The sequence below is a fragment of the Caballeronia glebae genome, from assembly GCF_001545035.1.
Classification (GTDB): Bacteria; Pseudomonadota; Gammaproteobacteria; order Burkholderiales; family Burkholderiaceae; genus Caballeronia; species Caballeronia glebae.
Window position 1 is genome coordinate 61,607 of the sequence record NZ_FCOJ02000034.1, and the last position, 19,269, is coordinate 80,875.

A 19,269-nucleotide genomic window follows, 5' to 3' on the forward strand; every position below is an offset into this window, starting at 1 on the left:
ATGGCTGAAACACTTGGCCTTGACAATGGGCTGACCAACTACGGCGACCGCGATTTTGCTCGTTACCTGCGCCGCTCGATGGCGCACTCGATGGGCATCTCTTCAGAACTTCTCGCGCGTCCCGTGATCGGCATCGCTGCGTCCCCTAGCGACTTCAACAACTGCCATCGCTACATGCCTCAACTCGTAGAGGCCGTTTCACGTGGCGTCCTTGCTGCGGGTGGTCTGCCTCGCATGTTCCCGACCGTATCGCTAGGCGAAGTGTTCCTCAATCCGACCAGTATGGTGTACCGCAACCTGATGTCGATGGACGTCGAAGAGATGGTGCGGGCGCAGCCTATGGATGCAGTCGTGCTGATTGGCGGCTGCGACAAGACCGTCCCCGCTCAACTCATGGGGGCCGCCTCGGCGAACCGTCCGGCAATCCAACTGGTGACTGGCCCAATGTCCACGGGCCGGCACAAGGGAGAGCGCCTGGGCGCGTGTACGGACTGTCGCCGCTTCTGGGGTAAGTTTCGCGCCGGTGAGATCGATGCGGCCGAAATTCAGCTTGTAGAAACGCGTCTGGCCACTACCGCCGGAACCTGCGCCGTCATGGGCACGGCAAGTACGATGGCGTGCATCGCGGAGGCTTTGGGTATGTCGTTACCGGGAACGGCGGCAATACCTGCGGTCGATTCGCAACGTTTGGTCGCTGCCGAAGAGAGCGGCAAAGCCGCGGTGCGCCTCGCACGTTCGCCCATTCTGCCGTCGCAGATCATTACGGAGCAGTCCGTCGAAAATGCGTTCCGCGTGCTGATGGCGTTGGGTGGCTCGACTAACGCCATTATTCACCTTACAGCGGTTGCTGGCCGACTCGGCATTCGCATTAGTCCGCAACGTCTGAACGAAATTTCCGACGAAACTCCGGTTTTGGTCGACCTTAAACCGGTTGGCGAAGGCTACATGGAAGATTTTCATGCGGCCGGAGGTATGGGGGCCGTGCTCCGAGAACTGCGTCCATTGTTGAATCTCGACTGCTTGACAATTGACGGCCGCACGCTTAAAGAACGGCTGGATGAGCGAGCTGGCTGGGTTGACCGGAAGGTCATCCGCGCCTTCACAGATCCTGTGAGCGATGTCGGCGGGCTTATTTCCCTGCACGGCAGCCTTGCACCTGACGGCGCCATCTTCAAACGCGCCGCTGCCACGCCCGCTCTCTTCGAGAAGGAAGGCCGCGCTGTGGTATTTGAAAGTCTCGAAGATCTGTCAGAGCGCGTGGATTCGCCAGACCTCGACGTCACCGCGGATGACATCTTAGTGTTGAAGAATGCTGGGCCGCTGGCTTCCGGCATGCCGGAAGCCGGCTACTTGCCCATCCCGTCGAAGCTTGCCAAGGCTGGCGTCAAGGACATGGTGCGCATCTCAGATGCGCGCATGAGCGGGACCGCCTATGGAACCATCGTTTTGCATGTCTCTCCGGAAGCCGCCGCCGGGGGTCCACTCGAAGCGGTTCGTAACGGAGACCGAATTCGGCTCTCAGTGTCGAAAAAGACAATCGATTTGCTCGTTGAGCCGGCCGAAATCGCGCGTCGGTTAGTAGAGCGTAAGCCTCACCCACAGAAGCGCGGCGGATATCAGGAACTGTATCAACGCACGGTGACGCAAGCGCCTGAGGGGTGCGACCTCGACTTCCTCGCCCAGCCTCGTAGCTAACGCCTTTTCCTTAAAGGAGATAAATTCCTTATGAACTTCCATTCGCAATTACTCGCCCGCGCCGAGCAGGGAAATCCCATCCGGGTGGGTCTCATTGGCGCAGGAAAATTCGGTTCGATGTACCTGGCTCAGGTCCCACGAACACCAGGCGTGCATATGGTCGGCATCGCTGATCTAGCTCCCGCAAACGCCCACGCCGCTTTGGCGCGCGTCGGCTGGGAGGCAGACCGTGCGCAAGCATCGTCGCTCGACGACGCCGTTCGCTCGGGAAAGACGCACGTCGGTGACGACTGGCAAGCGTTGGTGGCCCATCCAGGTGTCGATATCATCATTGAGTGCACGGGCAATCCAATTGCTGCAGTTGACCACTGCTTAGCCGCGTTTAAACACGGCAAGCATGTTATCAACGTGACGGTAGAGGCAGATGCGTTCTGCGGGCCCTTGCTAGCACATCGCGCCCGCGAGGCCGTTGTCGTGTACTCGCTTGCTTACGGTGACCAGCCTGGTTTGGCTTGTGAGCTTGTCGACTGGGCGAAGACCTGTGGTTTTCCCATTATTGCGGCTGGGCGAGGCCATAAGTGGCTTCCGAAATTCCGCGAATCGACGCCTGATACGGTCTGGGACCATTGGGGCGTGACAGCAGAGCAGGCTCGTATCGGAGGCATGAACCCGAAGATGTTCAATGCCTTTCTCGATGGTTCAAAACCAGCTATCGAAAGCACGGCAATCGCAAATGCCACGGGACTCCAGGTGCAGGCCGAAGGCATTACCTTCGCGCCTGCTTCAGTCGAACAGATTCCCACGGTTATGCGGCTCAAGTCCGATGGGGGGGTACTGTCTGCTAAGGGCGTGGTCGACGTGGTGTCCTCATTGAACACCGACGGTACGTCCGTAGGCTATGACATCCGCAAGGGCGTGTGGGTCTGTGTCGAAGCCCCTAATGACTATATCCAGCGATGCTTCAAGGAGTATCAGGTATTCACTGACCCCGACGGCCGCTGCATGGTGCAGTACAAGAAGTGGCACCTCATCGGACTGGAACTTGGAATTTCGGTAGCCAGCGTGGGATTGCGTCGAGAGCCCACCGGAGTGGCCCAGCATTTCAATGCGGATGTCGTTGCCACGGCAAAGCGGAACCTGAAGGCGGGTGAACTGCTTGATGGCGAAGGCGGTTACACGGTCTTCGGGAAGCTGTCTCCTGCCAAGGTGTCGCTTGAGGTCGGTAGTTTGCCTCTTGGCCTTGCCCATCATCTGAAGCTGCGTCGTGACGTTGCGAAGGACCAGTCGCTCACGTGGGACGACGTCGTCATTGACGAGGAACAACCGGCATATCGCGTACGCAAAGAGATGGAGGCGCTGTTCCAGAAGTAAATGGCTCCCGGTGCTAGAGCCGGGATCGCGACGCCGCGTCCCGGCGAAGGCTCCGCCGCATAAAAGTCAGCATCATACGAATAATGATGCGAAGCGAAAAATCGATTGCTGAGCGTGAGGCAAGACTCAATCTTCCGGTGATGACAAGCGCTTGTTCCTCCGTCCGTTTCCGAAGTGATGCGGTCGTTCCAACGGCCGACGAGCGTGCTTGACGAATGGCCGCTGGTGGCCGGTCCTGTCCTCCCGCAAAATGCGCAACCCGCCCGGCGTCCATACAATCGAAAGGGGCACTTACTTAGCGATGCCGTGCTACGGCGCCGGATACAACCTGTGCATGATTCTCAGGAGGCTGCGGTCTTATTACGCCCTCATCCTTGTGATATTTTATCGCGCCTTCGACGCGTTGCACGCAAACAATTAAAAAACATAGTTTAGCCGGCACTGCGTTACGCAACGATGCTCGTCACGTCGGCCCCGCGAACGTCGGTCCTGAATATTCAATTTGTCGTCACGCCTGATTACCTCTAGATTGCCTCTGGTAATTGCAAGTGAAGAAACAGGAGACAGGAATGAAAAGGACTGTACTCGCACGGCTGACCACACTATGTTTCGCGGCAGCGACCAGCGTCGCGCTGACGGTCGGTAGCGCGCAAGCTGCGGACGAGGCGGTCAAGATCGGCTATATCACAGACTTGTCGGGTCTGTACGCGGACATCGACGGCCCCGGTGGTCTCGAAGCGGTCAAAATGGCGATCGCCGACTTCGGCGGCAAGGTCAACGGTAAGCTGATCGAACTGGTCTACGCAGATCACCAGAACAAGGCCGACATCGCCGCTTCGCGTGCGCGTGAATGGTTCGATCGCGACGGCGTCGATATGCTGCTCGGCGGTACGAATTCGGCGGCGGGTTTGTCGATGAGCCAGGTGGCGGGGGAAAAGCACAAGGTCTACATCAACGTGGGCGCGGGTGCGGATACGCTGACCAACGAACAATGCACGCCGTACTCGATCCACTATGCGTACGACACCACGGCGCTTGCCAACGGCACGGGTTCGGCGGTGACGAAGCAGGGCGGCAAGACCTGGTATTTCCTGACTGCGGACACTGCGTTCGGCAAGGCGCTTGAAACGGCGACCTCGCATGTCGTGAAGGCGAACGGCGGACAGGTGATCGGCGAAGTGCGCCATCCGGTGTCGGCGTCGGACTTCTCGTCGTTCCTGCTGCAGGCGCAAGCATCCAAGGCGCAGATTCTCGGTCTCGCCAACGCGGGCGGCGACACAGTCAACTCGATCAAGGCGGCTAAGGAATTCGGCATCCAGAAGACCATGAAGATCGCCGCATTGCTGGTGTTCATCGACAATATCCACAGCCTGGGTCTGGAAACCACGCAAGGTCTGGTGCTGACTGACAGCTGGTACTGGAACAAGGACGCTCGGACGCGCGGTTGGGCACAGCGTTACCTCGACAAAACAAAGAAGATGCCGTCGAGCCTTCAGGCCGCCGACTACTCGGCGATCACGACCTATCTGAAGGCCGTGCAAGCTGTCGGCTCGACCGACTCTGACAAGATCATGACACAGTTGCGCAAGCAGAAGATCGACGACTTTTACGCGAAGGGCTACATCCGTCGGGATGGCAGCATGATCCACGACATGTACCTGATGCAGGTGAAGACGCCGGCGGAATCAAAAGAGCCGTGGGACTACTACAAGATCACCGCGACCATCCCAGGCGAGCAGGCCTTCACGACCAAGGCGCAAACGCGCTGCGCGTTGTGGAATTAAGCTTGAGTTTAAGTAAGCGTTTGGTTCTCAATGCGTGGCGACATGGAATTTAGCGTCACGCAGACGGATCGACGGCCTTACGTTTCTCGTGCCGCGCGCGACCGGTGGTTGACCGGCGCGCCGGCACTTACGGCAGAGCTGCTCCACATGGTGCAGGCGCCTAAGAAGCGGTGAGCAGGTCGGCGTTGTGAAGGCAGGCGATTCGAGGCAATCGTCCGTTCCGTGCCAAATCCGGCGCTTTGCGAGGTCCGCGTCGGGCGTGCAGCTTCCCTGGCTTGTCGGATCGACCGCCTGCGGCTCATTGCCAGAAAGTTGCGACGCAATCCTGACACGGTGGTTTTCAGTGGTGCCGCTCGATCAAAGTTCGTCGAGCAGTGCCCGCGCGTCAATCAGATCGCGTGTGTCGAACCCCTCGGTGAACCAGCCGAAAACGGAAGCGAGTACGCCCCGTGCCTCCGCACGCCTGCCTTGTTCCCGCTGCAGACGCGCGAGGCTGGTTGCGACGCGCAATTCGGACGACTTCGCCTGCTGGCGACGAGCGATCGCAAGGGCATCGGTGAAACAGGCCTCAACCAGACCCGTCGGCTGCTGCGCGCGCAGCCGTAGCTCGCCCTCGAGCTGATGGAGTTCCGCTTCGAACAGGTGTATATCCGTGCGTGCGATTTCCTCATATCCCGTCTTCAGGATCTGCAAGCCGGTGTCCGGATCACCGAGACGGCCGTGTATTTCCGCGAGTACGCAGAGGTGATGCGGCCGGTGGAATACGGCGCCCAACGCATCCAGTTCCGCCGCCCCCTGACGGACGCACGTTACGCCTTCATCGAGACGTCCCGCTTCGGCAGCCGCCCAGCCGCATGCAATCAGACCGTAGCCCCGCCACATCGGCATGTCATGCTCGGCCGCGAGGGTCCTCGCGGCCTCTCCATAGCGCCGCGCTGCGGACTCATCGCGTAGGAATTGGGCGAGTTCGGCTCCGGCATGGCAGAGAAGGTGGCCCGTGGTATTTGCATGCCGCAGCTCCGCAGCTCGCCGCGATCCTTCGGCCGCCGTCCGCCTCGCTTGGTCGACATATCCCAGCTTCCATAGCACGAGGGCCAGCAGGGAAAGTCCGGAGGCGCAAGGGTCGGTGATGCATTGAGCGGCGAGGCCGCCATCGCGCTCGGCCACGTAGAGTGCGGGGATTGCCTCGAATTCCAGGCGAGCCTCGTCAAGCGCGCCGAGTTGCATCAGCGCAGTACCCTTCGCCCGGTGAGCGAGCAGCCGGTCCACGGGGTCCCGTCCGCCTGCCGCGGCCCGCTCACAGCGCTCCGCGAGATCCAGCGCCATTCGCGTTTGACCTCGAACGATGCGATTGCTATAGAGACCGAAGAGCGTACGCACCAGGCGCCCCGTTTCGCCAAGGCGTTCACATATCTCGCCGGCCCGTTCATACGCCGCTGCGACGGCCGGGTCACTCCAGGCTGACAATGCAATCAGCGGCGTGCCGATCGCAAGCTGAAAATCAAGTTCCGCGCGATCGCGCTCGATTGACGCAGGCAAACCGGCCAGCGCGCGAAGACCGCTGCGAAGATGGCTGACTGCCTCCCGGTCCGCGGAGCGGCCTGCGGCACGGCGCCCCGCCTCCAGCCAATAGCGCATCGCCGCTGCGGGCTCGCCCGCCTCCGTCAAATGGTGTGCAAGCAGTTCGGGGGTCCGCTCGGCGAGTTCCGGGAAGGTTTCCTCAAGTGTGCACGCCACCGCGGCATGGAGTCGTCTCCGCTGCTCTCGCAGTAGCGTACCGTATGCAACGTCGCGTACCAGCGCGTGCTTAAAGTAATAGCTGAGCTCTGCGCCATCGCCTCGCCTGAATGCCAGTCCGACGTCGACGAGACGCTCGACCGCCGCCGCCAGACTCCCTTCGTCCAGATCCGCCACGGCGGCCAGTAACTCGTAGGAGAATTCACGACCGATCACCGCACCTGCCTGTGCGGTGATCCTGGTCGCTGCGTCGAGCCGATCGAGCCGCGCCATCAACGAGGCGTGCAGAGTTGCTGGAACCGTCATCGCGGCCAGTGGCACTGCGCTAACGGTGTTGCTCGCGGCTGTCTCGAGCAGCGCCTTCGTAAGCTCTTCCACGAACAATGGGATCCCGTCCGTGCGTTCGACAACCTCGGCGACGAGCGCGTCAGACAGTGCGATGCCTCTTGTGATTTGCCGTGCGAGTTCGGCAGCCTCCCTGCTGTTGAAGCGCTGGAGCCTTACGTCCTCCACGTGCGGTTGATCGGTCCAGGGCGCCTTGAATTCAGACCGGCAGGTGATCAGCAGCAGAAGCGGCAAGCGGGCCGCGGATTCGACGGCGAGACGCAGCAGTTCGAGCGAGCTTGGATCGATCCAGTGCACATCCTCGAAGACCATGAGGACCGGCCGTCGATTCGATAACCGCTCGATCCATCGCATTAGCGCTTCGAACGTCCGTGCCCTTTTCTGATCGGAGACGAGCCGCGAGCCGTCGCGATCCTCGGGGCGCAGAGATAGCAAGTCGGCGATGAGCGTCAAGTCCTCCGGGCGCGGCGAGGTCGGCGCCAACAGCGCCTGCAGTTTGTCCAAACGCTCGCCCGGCGGATCGCCACGAACAAAGCCCGCCATACGCTCCAGTTGCGCGATGACCGGCAGCAGGGGACTATCCTCGTGACCCGGCGAGCAGAAGTAGCGCAAACAGGCGTACGGCTTCTCACCGAGGCCATCCATCACGGCCGCCACGAGACGCGACTTGCCGATGCCAGCCTCGCCCGACAGTACGACAACGCTACCCTCGCCGCCCCGCGCCCTTTCCCAGCGACGTAACAGCAGGGCCGTCTCCTCCTCGCGACCGACCAGCGTGGGAGGCTTGGTGTGCAACGCCTCGAACCGACTCGCGACCGAGCCGCGCCCGAGCACGCGGTACGCCCGTATCGGCTCTACGAAACCTTTAACCTCAACCGCCCCAAGGTCTATGCACTCGAAGAGGTCGCCGACCAAACGGTGCGTCGCATCCGCGATCACGACGCTGTCAGGCTCGGCCAATGCCTGAAGTCGAGCTGCCAGATTCGGAGTTTGTCCGAGGACGACTGCGCGCCGCTGTGTGGGGCCACTACCGAGCACGTCGCCCACCACCACCAGCCCGGTCGCAATTCCGACGCGGATCCGCAACGCCGTCCCGTCCACCATTTCCAGCCCGCCGACCACCGCGACTGACTCAAGTCCGGCGTGAATCGCACGCTCGGGATCGTCCTCGTGAGCCTGCGGGTAGCCAAAATAGGCAAGAACGCCATCGCCCAAAAATTGGGCGACGAACCCACCGACTCGTTCGATAACCGCCGCAATGCGGCTTTCATAGACGGCAATCAATTCGCGGTAATCCTCCGCGTCGAGTCGGGTCGAAAGGGCTGTAGAACCGACCAGGTCAACGAACGCCACCGTGAGGTAACGCCGCTCGGCGCACGGCGCTCCGGATGCGAGATCTTCGCCATACGCGAAAGGTGCAGCGCTATTTTCAGAAAGACCTTCGTCCCGCGACCGAAGTGTGTGCGTCGCCCGCAGCATCCGCCGGCGATCGCCGAGCGACAAGCCAAGCCCCTTCAGGTCGGCGTCCGTCAGATCAGGCAAGACGTCGAGACTGATGTCGTTACTGCGAAAGATCGTTGTGTATCGGTCCAGGCCATGACGGCCCAACCAATCCTCAAGGTCCACACACCCCTCTCTCAAGGCCGCGATGGTCGAAAGCTCAAGCTACTGCCACAGGAACCCCCCGACACCAGTAAGTGTAGTTGACGCGACATGCAGTCGTGTCGGTGCGGTGTTGCGCAGTTCGTAGTCGGCGCTAGCGGTTTCCGCGGTTTTCTCCCGCGATGGAACCGCCTGCCCCTTAAAGCGAAGCGGGCGGCATAAGCGGCACGTTATGACGCCACGCCTTCGTCACCGTGAGGGTGGCGCGAGCAGCAGTTTCAACGGCGAGTGAAAACGCAACGCTCCTTCGCGAATCGAATGGCCGATCTCCGGGCGGAGCCGAGTTCCGAACGCCCGAACGACAAAGTGCTCGAATGACCCTTCATGGCCGGTTGCCGAAGATCGCAGTAAGCGCGCCGCGTCTCCGGCCACCTTGGCCCGAACTTACCGACTCGACCCTAACGACCCCTTCAGCCACAGTTGTCTACCACTGCTACGAGTAGTATGCCTGCCGTTGGCAAGTTCCCCGTATCACGTCAAGCGCCTGCACGGCGGGCCGTGAGTGATCGAAGCTCAGGAGCCGGCCGATCTGCGACGGTTGGCCGAGCATCTTCCCTACGAGTGGATCAAACGTGCGGTCCAGGCAACCGGCACAGCCAGCATCCGGCGGCGCCGTGCGCCGGCTGAGCAGGTCGTATGGCTAGTCATCGCGCTGGCGATGTACCGGCACTGGTCGATCAGTGAAGTACTCGACAGTCTCGATCTGGCCTTGCCCGACGAGGCAGCGCCATTTGTCAGCAAGAGCGCCGTGGCGCAGGCGCGCCAACGGGTTGGCGAGGCGCCGATGGCGTGGCTGTTCGAGCAGACGGCACCGGCGTGGACCACTCAGGACGCGGCTCATCATGCGTTCAAGGGCTTAAGTCTTTGGGCGAAGGACGGCACCACGTTGCGCGTACCCGACAGTGCGGCCAACCGTGAGCGCTTTGGCGCGCAAGGTTATGCCAGCGGCAAGGTGGCCAGTTATCCGCAGGTGCGCGCCGTGACGCTCACCGCCATTCCGACGCATCTGGTCGCCGATATCAATTTCGGTCGCTATGACACCAACGAAATGATCTACGCCAAAAGCCTGCTGCCGCAGATTCCGCAAGCCTCGCTGACGGTGTTCGACAAGGGCTTGGCTGCTGAAATAATGTGTGGTCTGACGATGAACGCGTCCAATCGCCACTTCCTGATTCCGACCAAAGCGAATACTGCTGGGAAGTGGTCTCGGGTACTGCTGGCGATGCGACGGTGCGCATGCGCGTCTCGCCGCAGGCGCGCAAAAAGTGGCCGGCTTTGCCCGAATTCTGGAATGCGCGAGCGATCCGAACTATCGACGCGCGTGGACGCGAACGCGTGCTGTTGACTTCCCTCAGAGATCGGCGACGCTTCAAACCCGCCGATATCGTGGCCTGTTACGAGCGCCGCTGGCAGATCGAAACCAGTTACGGGGAGCTCAAGCAATCGATGCTGGTTCGGAGTTGACCTTGCGCAGCCGCACCGTCGAAGGCGTGTATCAGGAGATATGGGGTGCGCTGATCGCCTAACCTGATTCGCCGTGAGATCGCCTGCGCCGCATGGGAGGCGAAACTCGCACCGACCGACATTAGCTTCGTGCGCGCCCTCCATACCATTCAGCACGAACTCATGTGGGCCGCTCTTACGCCGGCCTATGCAAAGTTGCCTGCATGCCTTCGGCGCCTGCGCGAACGGCTCAAGTCTCTTCCAAACGAAAAACGACCCGGGCGCGCATGCGACCGGGTCGTCAAATCCCGCCCTTCACGTTACTCCGTTCGGTACCTTAGAAAAAACCTTAACTGAACGGCATTACCACCCAGGCAGGCTCTTCATCCTCGGTCTGCTCGTGGCGGAAAGCGAGGCCCTTCAGGCGCTGCCCCGCAGCTAGATAAAAGAAAGGCTCCGCGACAATGGCCATACCTGAGCGCGTGGCTAACGGCAGCAGAGCCAACCGCCTTGATGAGACATGCCGTAGCTGCCGGCATCACCCGCGCCATCGCCGAACGAACTTGCGCCGCCCACGCTCGGTGCCGCAATCGTCATGCGCGCGGCCGGCGCGCGGTCGACGCTGCGGTTCTGGACGTTGATCTGAACGGCGAGAAGTTGTATCCGGTGGCCGATGCGCTGGCTTTGCGGGACATCCGTTTCATTTTCCCGACGAGCTATGACATCGATGCCGTGGCCGAAGGCCATCGACACTATCCGCGTTGCCAGAAGCCATTTGATCACCAAGCAATCTTGAAGGCACTGAACGGATAACGCGAACGAAGCGCCACACGGACCGTGCGGCATAATCGGATCGCTTCCTTCAATCGCTATCAGTATGGGTGACGTTCCGGTCGAGTGGCCGGGTACCTGACCCAACACAGTAGCGCTTTGAAGACCTGCAATTGCCGTTGTTTTGGTTACGCCGGATGCCTGAACTTCAATGTCTCCGTGCCGCTGGATGACAGATTGTGGCCGATGTCCGCCGTTCCGATACAGAACTGATTGGGGTATTCGCTGACCACCATTTGCTTTCTTTGGGTTCGGTTGACTAGTCGCCAGAATCACCTACTATTCCTTGTAGTCACGCGAGGTCATGAACTAAGGGCCGTTCGACGTTCTTTACTGCCAGACAATCTCGAAGCGAGGAGCGCGATCATGTCAACAGCTCGTGCGCGGCTGACTGTACTCGTGTGCCTTGCCGGATTTGCCGCTGCCTGCGCGGGACCTGAAAGTCACCAGTCGACACGAAGCGTTGTGTTGCCTGCCGGAGCGATCCAAGGAGCGACTCCATATTCGCCCGGTATACGCGTAGGCAACCTTATCTATGTGTCGGGACAGGTTTCGGGCGATGTGGGACCCGACATTCGTCTTCAAACAGATCTTGTTCTCAAGAAGGTCCAGGCCATCGTTGAGGCCGCTGGATCCTCAATGGCAAACGTCGACAAATGTACGGTTTTTCTCACCCGCCAAGCGGATTTCGCGGCCATGAACGAGGCTTGGCACAACACATTCCCGTCGAATTCACCGGCCCGCTCGACGGTCATCGTTGCGGCACTTCCGCGCCCCGAGTTTCTCATCGAACTCGAGTGCATAGCTCACACATAGGAAATGTGGGCGATGGGCCATCGTCAGTGACATCTGCGACAGCCGATTCTCCGCTGCTGCGCATGCGGCGATAGAACTTTCGCCAGATTGACGCGTCCCCGCTGACCCGACTCGCGCAACTCATCGACATGGAGGCGCTGGCCTGGTTGCCGCTGCGCTTCAACGGATCGGCCGTCTGAATTCGATTGCTCGACGCCTGCCAGCAAGGCGTGGGCGAACTAGCATGGAGAAAGACCGCGCGATGCGCACGTTCGACGCCCTTCAGAATCCTGGTTCAGGGTGGCGTGCTTCGCTGGCGTGAGACGCGGAGTAGAAACCCCGCGCAGGTAAAAGTACCTGGAGGCCGCGATGTACCTGAGAGCACCTGTGCTTCCTCTGCTTGGGATTGCGACGACTGTCTGCGCAATGCTGATGAACAGCGACGCTCGCGCAGCTGGCGATGCAGTGACCATCGCATTCCTCACGGACTTTTCGGGGCTGTACTCCGAGGGCGATGGCCAGGGCGGCCTCGAGGCCATTCGGATGGCCATTGCCGATTTCGGCGGCCAAGTCAACGGCATTCCGATCAGGGTGCTGTATGCAGACCATCAGAACAAGGCCGATATCGCGGCATCGGTCGCGCGGCAATGGATAGATCGAGACAGTGTCAATGTGATCATCGGCGGGACGAATTCGGCAACCGCACTTTCCACCAATCAGATCGCCGGAGAAAAGAAAATTCCCTACATCAACGTAGGAGCCGGCGCGGATACGCTGACCAATGAGCAATGCACGCCTTATACGGTTCACTACGCGTACGACACGATGGCCCTTGCGAAAGGAACCGCTTCGGCAGTGCTCAAACGGGGCGGGAAAACATGGTATTTCCTCACGGCCGACTATGCGTTCGGCAAGGCGCTCGAGAAAAACGCCTCTGATGTCGTGAACGCAAATGGCGGACACGTGCTGGGAGCGGTTCATCATCCGCTTTCCGCGTCGGACTTTTCTTCGTTTCTCGTTCAGGCACAGCAATCGAAAGCTCAGGTCCTTGGACTCGCGAACGCGGGCGGCGATGCTGTCAACGCAATCAAGGCTGCGAATCAGTTCGGCGTGACCAAAACAATGACGCTGGCCGCGCTGCTCGTCTTCATTAATGACATCAACAGTTTGGGTCTTGCGACGGCGCAACACCTCGTGCTGACGGATAGCTGGTACTGGAACAAGGATGCACAAACACGCAAGTGGTCGCAACGCTACTTTGAGAAAATGAACAGGATGCCGTCGAGTCTGCAGGCTGCGGACTACTCGGCAACGACGACCTATCTGAAGGCAGTGCAGGCTGTCGGCTCGACGAACCCGCCCGCGGTCATGACTCAGCTAAAGAAACAGCAGATCGACGACGTCTATGCGAAAGGGTATATCCGCGAAGATGGCAGCATGATTCACAACATGTACCTGATGCAGGTGAAAACGCCGGACGAATCGAAGCAGCCGTGGGACTACTACAATATCCTCGAAACGATTCCTGGTGAAGAGGCATTCGGCAGCAAAGCCGAGTCTCGCTGCGTGTTATGGAAAAAAACAGTTGGCTCCGACTGACCTCACGCTTGGTCCTCTATCGAGCCGCGCTGGGCAACTGACGTCCCGCTCGCGTTGGCGGCTGCTTCGCATTCGTCGGCATGGAAGTCCGCTGTCAGACTCGAAACGGTCGCGTGGAAGGTAGCGCGACGATGACGGCGACTAGCCGTAACTGGCCGCGTGCTGGCCCGCGGTCGATCGTCTTATGCGTCAGCCCTCAGCGATCGGCGTTCTGCCATCGCGGCGAGTCAGCGACGCGATCGCTCGGACCTACAAGATGGCAACGCATTGATTCAAATGTGTCGAACCATCGTCAATTGCAAGCCGGCGGACTACGATCACTTGATCGGGCAGAGCTTCGAGGATGATTTCATCGAGAATGGAGATGCGCGACCACAACACGAGCAGTACGCAGGGAAACAGATTCCCGGACGGGCGGCGCTGCACTTCCGTCGTGGAGTTCGAACGCAATACGATAAACCTCTTCATGTCCCTTTGGCAGCTGAGTATGGCCCCAAATTGTTGCTTTCATCCTTGTGCGCCGTGAAAATGTTTCTCGCAACACAAGCAATCGAGGTGCCGCAATGCGCTACCCGCACCTCTCACCGAAGTCGAATCGACACGCGGGTGTCGTAGGACGGACGTCGGGCGCGGGTTCTCCCGTAATGGCGGCGGCGAGCGCGATACGGGTTATCGAATACACTCGGGACCTTCGACACGGAACTTTGCCGCCGATGTTTAGCCGATCGAATACGAAAAAATGGGTGTCGACGCTGCACGTGCACTAACATCGTTCAATGCAGCGACACTGCCGGAATCACTCAGTTCATGGCGCCGGCCTATCTTCGAAAGTTGTTTGCGTACCCCCGAAGGGGCACCGAATGGATGAGTCGCTTCCTAAGGCAACAAACGGCATCTCTGACTTCCTCAAACTGGAATCTGCGGGCGGCTTGCTGCTCATGGCCGCAGCGGTCCTCGCGCTGATCTGCAGCAACTCGCCAATCCGGCACGCCTATGACGATCTACTCAAGATCCCTGTCGAGCTGCGCTTTGGATCGTTCGTCCTTGCCAAGCCGCTTCTGCTCTGGATCAACGATGGGTTGATGGCCATTTTTTCTTGTTGATCGGGCTGGAGGTAAAGCGGGAAGTCATCCAAGGAGAATTGTCCACTCCCGCGCAGGTAGTCCTACCCATTGCTGCCGGCTTGGGCGGAATGTTGGTCCCGGCACTTATTTATGTCCTTATAAATCGTGGGGATAGCACGGCCTTGAACGGCTGGGCGATCCCCACGGTTACCGACATTGCCTTTGCGCTCGGCATTCTGTCTCTCCTCGGCAATCGGGTCCCCGCGTCGTTGAAGATTTTCTTGACTGCGGTGGCGATTGCCGACGACCTGGGCGCAATCGTCATCATTGCGCTGTTCTATACCGCTGACCTTTCCCTCCCGATGCTGTTCTTGGCGGCCGTAGCCATTGCGACGCTGATCGTTTTGAATTGGCAGAAAATCACGCGGATCGCGCCTTACATGATCGTTGGCGTGATCCTATGGTTTTCGTTTTGAAGTCCGGTGTTCATGCGACCCTCGCCGGCGTCGCGACCGCTTTCGCCGTCCCCCTAAAGGCAACGGACACCCGCTGCCACGCTCCGCTGCACCGGCTTGAACACAGCCTTCACCCTTGGGTGACCTTTGCCATATTGCCCATTTTCGCCTTCACTAATGCTGGAGTTTCCTTCGGCGACATTTCACCTACGGCGCCAGCTGAGCCGTTGCCTCGCTGTCCGGCATTACGGGTTATCTGCTACTCAGAGTCGGGTCGGAGCATTCGAGGACGAACTCGTAGCGGCCTTTGGGCGCACGTGTAGCTCCTGCAAAGCAGCGAACCAACTCCCAAATCAGAACGCCAAGCTACCCGGACAGCGGTGGTCGAAGAGTAGCAGTATCTGTTTAATTGCATCCCTGATTATTCGCTGTCTTAACGCACGTCTTGCCGCTTGGGCTCTTGTATATGCCCTTACCATTTTTGGTCTTGGCTTCTCCGCCCTTGCTCGTCTGGGTTGTGGTGACGCCGCCCGAATCCTTCTCAGACTTCCACCCGGTCCCCGTATTGCTGTTATAGCCGCCGGCTTTCTGCCCGTTGTCGCACACTGTGCGCCCGGTGGCGCTTGTTCTGCACTCGGCGAACACATTAGCAGAAAGTACTACACATGCCATCAGCACCATGATTTTCATAGTCGTCTCCGGACGTGGTCGGCACAAGACGTTGATTGGCGTGTGCGTGGCTGAATGGTAGTGCATCGCCGACGTTGACTGGATTAAAAGAGAGGGCCGCCGGTAGCGCCGCGCCTGCGAGCACCATTCGCTCGCACGGTTCCGCCTTGGCAATCCTCGTGCGGCAAGCTCCACCGACAGGAGTCAGTTGCGGTGTCGAAAGTCGGTGCAAACGGTTCGCTTGTTACGACAATGGCGACGGCACCATTCAATGCGATCGCGCCGTTCACGATGGGCGCGCGCTCCATGGATCGGCCGGGAAACTCCACCTGCCCAGTGCTTTGCCGGAGGTCGCCACGAACGCTCTCCGATGCCCCAGTGATGCAGAATGGGCGCAAAGGCCACAACGACACGACCTGAATACGATGGACGACCCAGAATCGCTTTCCCTGGCACTGCCCGACGGCACTAAGGTCTCTGCGCTCCTCCGAGTGCCGGAGGACGCGCGAGCCCTGTATGTCTTCGCGCACGGTGCCGGGGCGGGCATGCAGCACGCCGGCATGTCGTCATTGGCCGACGCGCTTGCGGCGGCCAATGTCGCCACATTGCGCTACCAGTTTCCGTACATGGAGCGGGGCTCCAAGTGGGTGGACTCGCCGGCCGTGGCACATGCTGCCGTGCAGGCAGCCGTCGCAGAGGCCCGCCGGCGGCTGCCAGCCCTGCCGCTCTTCGCGGGAGGCAGGTCGTTCGGCGGCCGCATGACGTCCCAGGCCCAAGCCATCTCCCCGCTAGACGGCGTGCGTGGCCTCGCTTTCGTCGCGTTCCCGCTGCACCCGGCGGGCGCGCCCGGCGTGGAGCGGGCACAGCACCTGGCGGACGTCACGGTGCCGATTCTCTTCCTGCAGGGCACGCGCGACAAGCTGGCCGAGCTCCACCTGCTGAGGTCGGTCGTCGAGACGCTGGGGCCACGCGCCACGCTGCATGTGGTGGACGACGCAGATCATTCGTTCCACGTGCGCGCGTCCTCCGGCCGGACCGACGCGGAGGTCGTGCTCGAGCTGGCGCGGACGATGTCGGCGTGGTTCTTCGCCGAAGGAGAGTTCGTGCGCGTTACCTGAGCAAGCGCAGGAATGCTCTGTAGCAGAGTCGGGACGGGGTGCCGGCGAACTCGCCGTGCTGGGCTCGCCCGCTCAATCCATTCGCTATCCGCAGATGGTCTGAGTCGCATAGCCACGATAAGCGACGCCTGTCGCGTCGGCGTCGTTTTCCCAGTGCCGAGTGAGTGAATTTGTCAGATCCGCTTGCGGTGATCCGCCCCGGAATCGCGGAGGGCATCTGCTTTGATTTGGCCGGCGCCGATCCGTGAGTGACCGCTTAGGGATGCAGCCCAAACCAGACTGGCGGAGCGTCGAACAACGCGCATTGGCCGGTCGCTGCCCGACGCGGTCGCCCGAAACCGACCCAACGCCGACGCTCGCCATGACAACTATTTGAAGGCAGATAACCGAGGGGTCCGGTCAGTCAAGCCTCATTGCCGATATTGGTCAATGATTTCGAACAGTCTGCGACACGATGCGGCAAGGTACCGTTCGGGCGCTGTAGCAACGCCAAGCAACAGGCCGCTCACAGTCCAGGACGGGTTTCCAAACCACATCGACAAAGGCGACGGTGCCATGCCAGCCGTCATTGCTTCTCGGACTATTCGGACGTCGGAAGCGCCTTCGGGAAGTCGCAAAAGCACAGCCAAGCCAGCATTGATCCACTCGGCGTCGTACATACGCAATTGCCCACAGAGGCCGTCTCGTTGCGCAGTGTATAGGCGCTTTAGCCGACGCACCCGCCGAATGTAATGACCTTCGCGCATGAATTGGGCCGCGGCGAGCTGGACGACCGGCGAAGGCGCGGGAGCCAATGTTGCTGCGACCTCCGAGAAATTATTGACGAGCTCTGTTGGCGCGACAACGAATCCAAGTCTCAGAGCCGGACTGACAGTCTTGCTGAAAGAACCGATATGGATGACTCGCTTGCCATCACCCAGCGATGCCATCGCCGGGGCTGGCCTGCCTTCGAGTTGTAACTCCCCAAGATAGTCGTCTTCAATTATCCAAGCGCGCGTTGAGGAGGCCCACTCTAGCAACTGAAGTCGTCGCCGAAGAGACAGCGTTGGACCCAACGGCGCCTGCTGCCCGGGTGTCAGCACCACCAGTGCCGCATCCGCGGCAGTATCGAGACCGTGATCAACATTAAGACCGTCCGCGTCTACGGGCACTAATACGACATTCAGCCGGGCAAGCTCCAAGCCCTTTCGCGTGACCATGAAACCGGGCTCTTCCATCCACACCTTCTTTCCATCTAGACCTAACACTCGTAGAGCCAAGCCCAATCCCGAGCTATACCCCGAAGTGACGAACACTTGCTCCGGATGGCAATGAAAGCTTCGGGCAATTGAGAGATGACTTGCGATCTCCCGCCGCAGTTCGAACTCGCCTCTCGGATCGGGGTAAAGCAACGTCGTTAAGTGGCCGGTCTTCAGCAGATTAGAGGAGCGGGCTCGGGAAAACAGCTTATCTGGTAATCCTTCGAACGCCGGCACTCCCAACTGGAATATTGCTGGCCCGGCGTTCATTTCCTCATACGCCCGCATGAACCCTCCAAGGCGCGGCACGACGGCTCGCGCGCCCGCAACGTAGGGACGCGGGGCCACTCTTGTTCCCCCTGCACCGAAGGTCTCGACCAGTTGTGCATCTGCCAACCGTTCATAGGCGGTTTGAATTGTCCCGCGTGCCACCCCGAGCTGGGCTGCTAGGTCCTGCCACGAGGGCAGTCGAGTTCCAGGCGCAAGTAGCCCGGACTCGATCGCCCTGCTGATGGTCTGCCTTATCTGTTCGACGAGGGACAGCGGTGCCGTCCGGTCAAGTCGTATCTCGAAGTCTGGATTCACGATCTTGGTACACACAGAAGTTGGGATTCTTGGTTCTATTGTCCGCACCGTCGATGGTACAGAATCGCTGCACAGTCTTTGGTATAGCCGTACACGACGGCAATGCATCAGAGCGAAGGGTGCGGCGAGACAACGCTTTACTCCCCGTCGTTGCGGAAACTCGCTGCGGTGCGGCCGTGATAAACGATGCGCGGCTGATAAGCGGTTGCCGTGCGTTAGACAACAACCCGGGATAAACAGATTGTATTTTGCACTCCATATTGCTTGCCAACCAATAGGATAGGTCATGTTCAACGCCGTCGTCGAGTAAATCTTGGATTTCATAGCGGCCATGCATTCGCGGGTGCTTTCGCATCAAGCGCTAGACGACCGTGCCCAAGAAGGTCGGTCGCTTCATCGACGTACGGACACCCATGGGGCGCGATGCGCCTTTGCTTTTGATTCAATCCGCTGGAGCAACGCCATGAACATCCTGCATATTGATTGCAGCCCGAGACTGAAGTCGCATAGTAGATTACTGTCGGCGGCGATCGTCGAGAGGCTTCTCGCGGTTGTGCCAAACGCACGCGTTGCACGTAGGGATCTCGGAATCGAACCAATTCCTCACACAGAAGCGGCATATGCCGCCGCGCTTTCGACGCCAAGGTCGCTGGCTGACGCGGGGCGTACCGCCCATGCTGTGCTGCCTGCTGAGCGGCTCATCAAAGAGGTCGAGCGTGCAGACGTACTGGTCATAGGCACACCGATGAATAACTTCACCGTGCCGTCCGTTTTGAAGGCCTGGATAGATCAGATCCTTAGCAGGCCGCTGAAATACACTCGAGTTGAAGCGGCCTCGCTCCAATCACAAGGCTTTCGCCGCGAGGTTTTCGCATTGT

The 19,269-nt window shown here is 60.0% G+C and carries 11 protein-coding genes and 2 pseudogenes; 9 read left to right on the top strand and 4 right to left on the bottom strand.

Features of this window, described 5'->3' with window-relative positions:
* The 3 genes from AWB82_RS22180 (at window position 1) to AWB82_RS22190 (ending at window position 4,850) form a co-directional block, all read left to right on the top strand.
* A complete protein-coding gene (locus AWB82_RS22180) occupies window positions 1–1,695 on the top strand; it encodes an IlvD/Edd family dehydratase (protein WP_086971045.1) in 1,695 nt (564 codons plus the stop codon).
* A gap of 30 nt (window positions 1,696–1,725) precedes the next feature.
* Window positions 1,726–3,066 (top strand): NAD(P)H-dependent oxidoreductase, encoded by a 1,341-nt coding sequence (locus AWB82_RS22185; protein ID WP_086971047.1) that lies wholly within the window; start codon window positions 1,726–1,728, stop codon window positions 3,064–3,066.
* 569 nt (window positions 3,067–3,635) lie between these two features.
* Window positions 3,636–4,850, top strand: coding sequence for an ABC transporter substrate-binding protein (locus AWB82_RS22190; RefSeq protein WP_086971048.1), 1,215 nt, complete (start codon window positions 3,636–3,638; stop codon window positions 4,848–4,850).
* 357 nt (window positions 4,851–5,207) lie between these two features.
* Here AWB82_RS22190 and AWB82_RS22195 read toward each other — a convergent pair whose 3' ends face one another.
* The gene (locus tag AWB82_RS22195; RefSeq protein ID WP_143756819.1) at window positions 5,208–8,558 is read right to left on the bottom strand and encodes an ATP-binding protein; all 3,351 of its coding nucleotides are present in this window, start codon (window positions 8,556–8,558) and stop codon (window positions 5,208–5,210) included.
* Window positions 8,559–9,096: 538 nt separating this feature from the next.
* On the opposite strand from AWB82_RS22195, the pseudogene AWB82_RS22200 reads away from it, so the two are divergent.
* A pseudogene (locus AWB82_RS22200) lies at window positions 9,097–10,394 on the top strand (IS4 family transposase).
* Between the two features lie 129 nt (window positions 10,395–10,523).
* On the opposite strand, the gene AWB82_RS37710 reads toward AWB82_RS22200, so the two are convergent.
* The gene (locus AWB82_RS37710) at window positions 10,524–11,144 is read right to left on the bottom strand and encodes a hypothetical protein (protein WP_159462617.1); all 621 of its coding nucleotides are present in this window, start codon (window positions 11,142–11,144) and stop codon (window positions 10,524–10,526) included.
* 90 nt (window positions 11,145–11,234) lie between these two features.
* Here AWB82_RS37710 and AWB82_RS22210 point away from each other — a divergent pair, with 90 nt between their 5' ends.
* The 3 genes and pseudogenes from AWB82_RS22210 to nhaA all read left to right on the top strand — a co-directional run bounded on the left by AWB82_RS22210 (window position 11,235) and on the right by nhaA (window position 15,104).
* On the top strand, window positions 11,235–11,684 hold the full coding sequence (locus AWB82_RS22210; RefSeq protein ID WP_086971051.1) for a RidA family protein: 450 nt from the start codon (window positions 11,235–11,237) through the stop codon (window positions 11,682–11,684).
* Between the two features lie 405 nt (window positions 11,685–12,089).
* Entirely contained in the window at window positions 12,090–13,262 is a 1,173-nt protein-coding gene (locus tag AWB82_RS22215) for an ABC transporter substrate-binding protein (RefSeq protein WP_086971053.1), read from the top strand.
* A gap of 938 nt (window positions 13,263–14,200) precedes the next feature.
* Window positions 14,201–15,104, top strand: a pseudogene (gene nhaA / locus AWB82_RS38450) (Na+/H+ antiporter NhaA).
* A gap of 82 nt (window positions 15,105–15,186) precedes the next feature.
* On the opposite strand, the gene AWB82_RS22230 reads toward nhaA, so the two are convergent.
* Window positions 15,187–15,471, bottom strand: a complete 285-nt coding sequence (locus tag AWB82_RS22230; protein ID WP_086971057.1) for a hypothetical protein — start codon at window positions 15,469–15,471, stop codon at window positions 15,187–15,189.
* 404 nt (window positions 15,472–15,875) lie between these two features.
* Here AWB82_RS22230 and AWB82_RS22235 point away from each other — a divergent pair, with 404 nt between their 5' ends.
* Window positions 15,876–16,568 carry an alpha/beta hydrolase family protein gene (locus tag AWB82_RS22235; protein WP_086971059.1) on the top strand — a complete coding sequence of 231 codons (693 nt, stop codon included), beginning with the start codon at window positions 15,876–15,878 and terminating at the stop codon, window positions 16,566–16,568.
* Window positions 16,569–16,978: 410 nt separating this feature from the next.
* Here the strand turns inward: AWB82_RS22235 and pdxR are convergent, their stop codons facing one another.
* On the bottom strand, window positions 16,979–18,724 hold the full coding sequence (gene pdxR / locus AWB82_RS39350) for a MocR-like pyridoxine biosynthesis transcription factor PdxR (RefSeq protein WP_456061739.1): 1,746 nt from the start codon (window positions 18,722–18,724) through the stop codon (window positions 16,979–16,981).
* Between the two features lie 130 nt (window positions 18,725–18,854).
* Here pdxR and AWB82_RS22245 point away from each other — a divergent pair.
* Window positions 18,855–19,269, top strand: a 415-nt coding sequence (locus AWB82_RS22245) for an FMN-dependent NADH-azoreductase (protein WP_200818178.1), incomplete at its 3' end; no start/stop codon positions are given.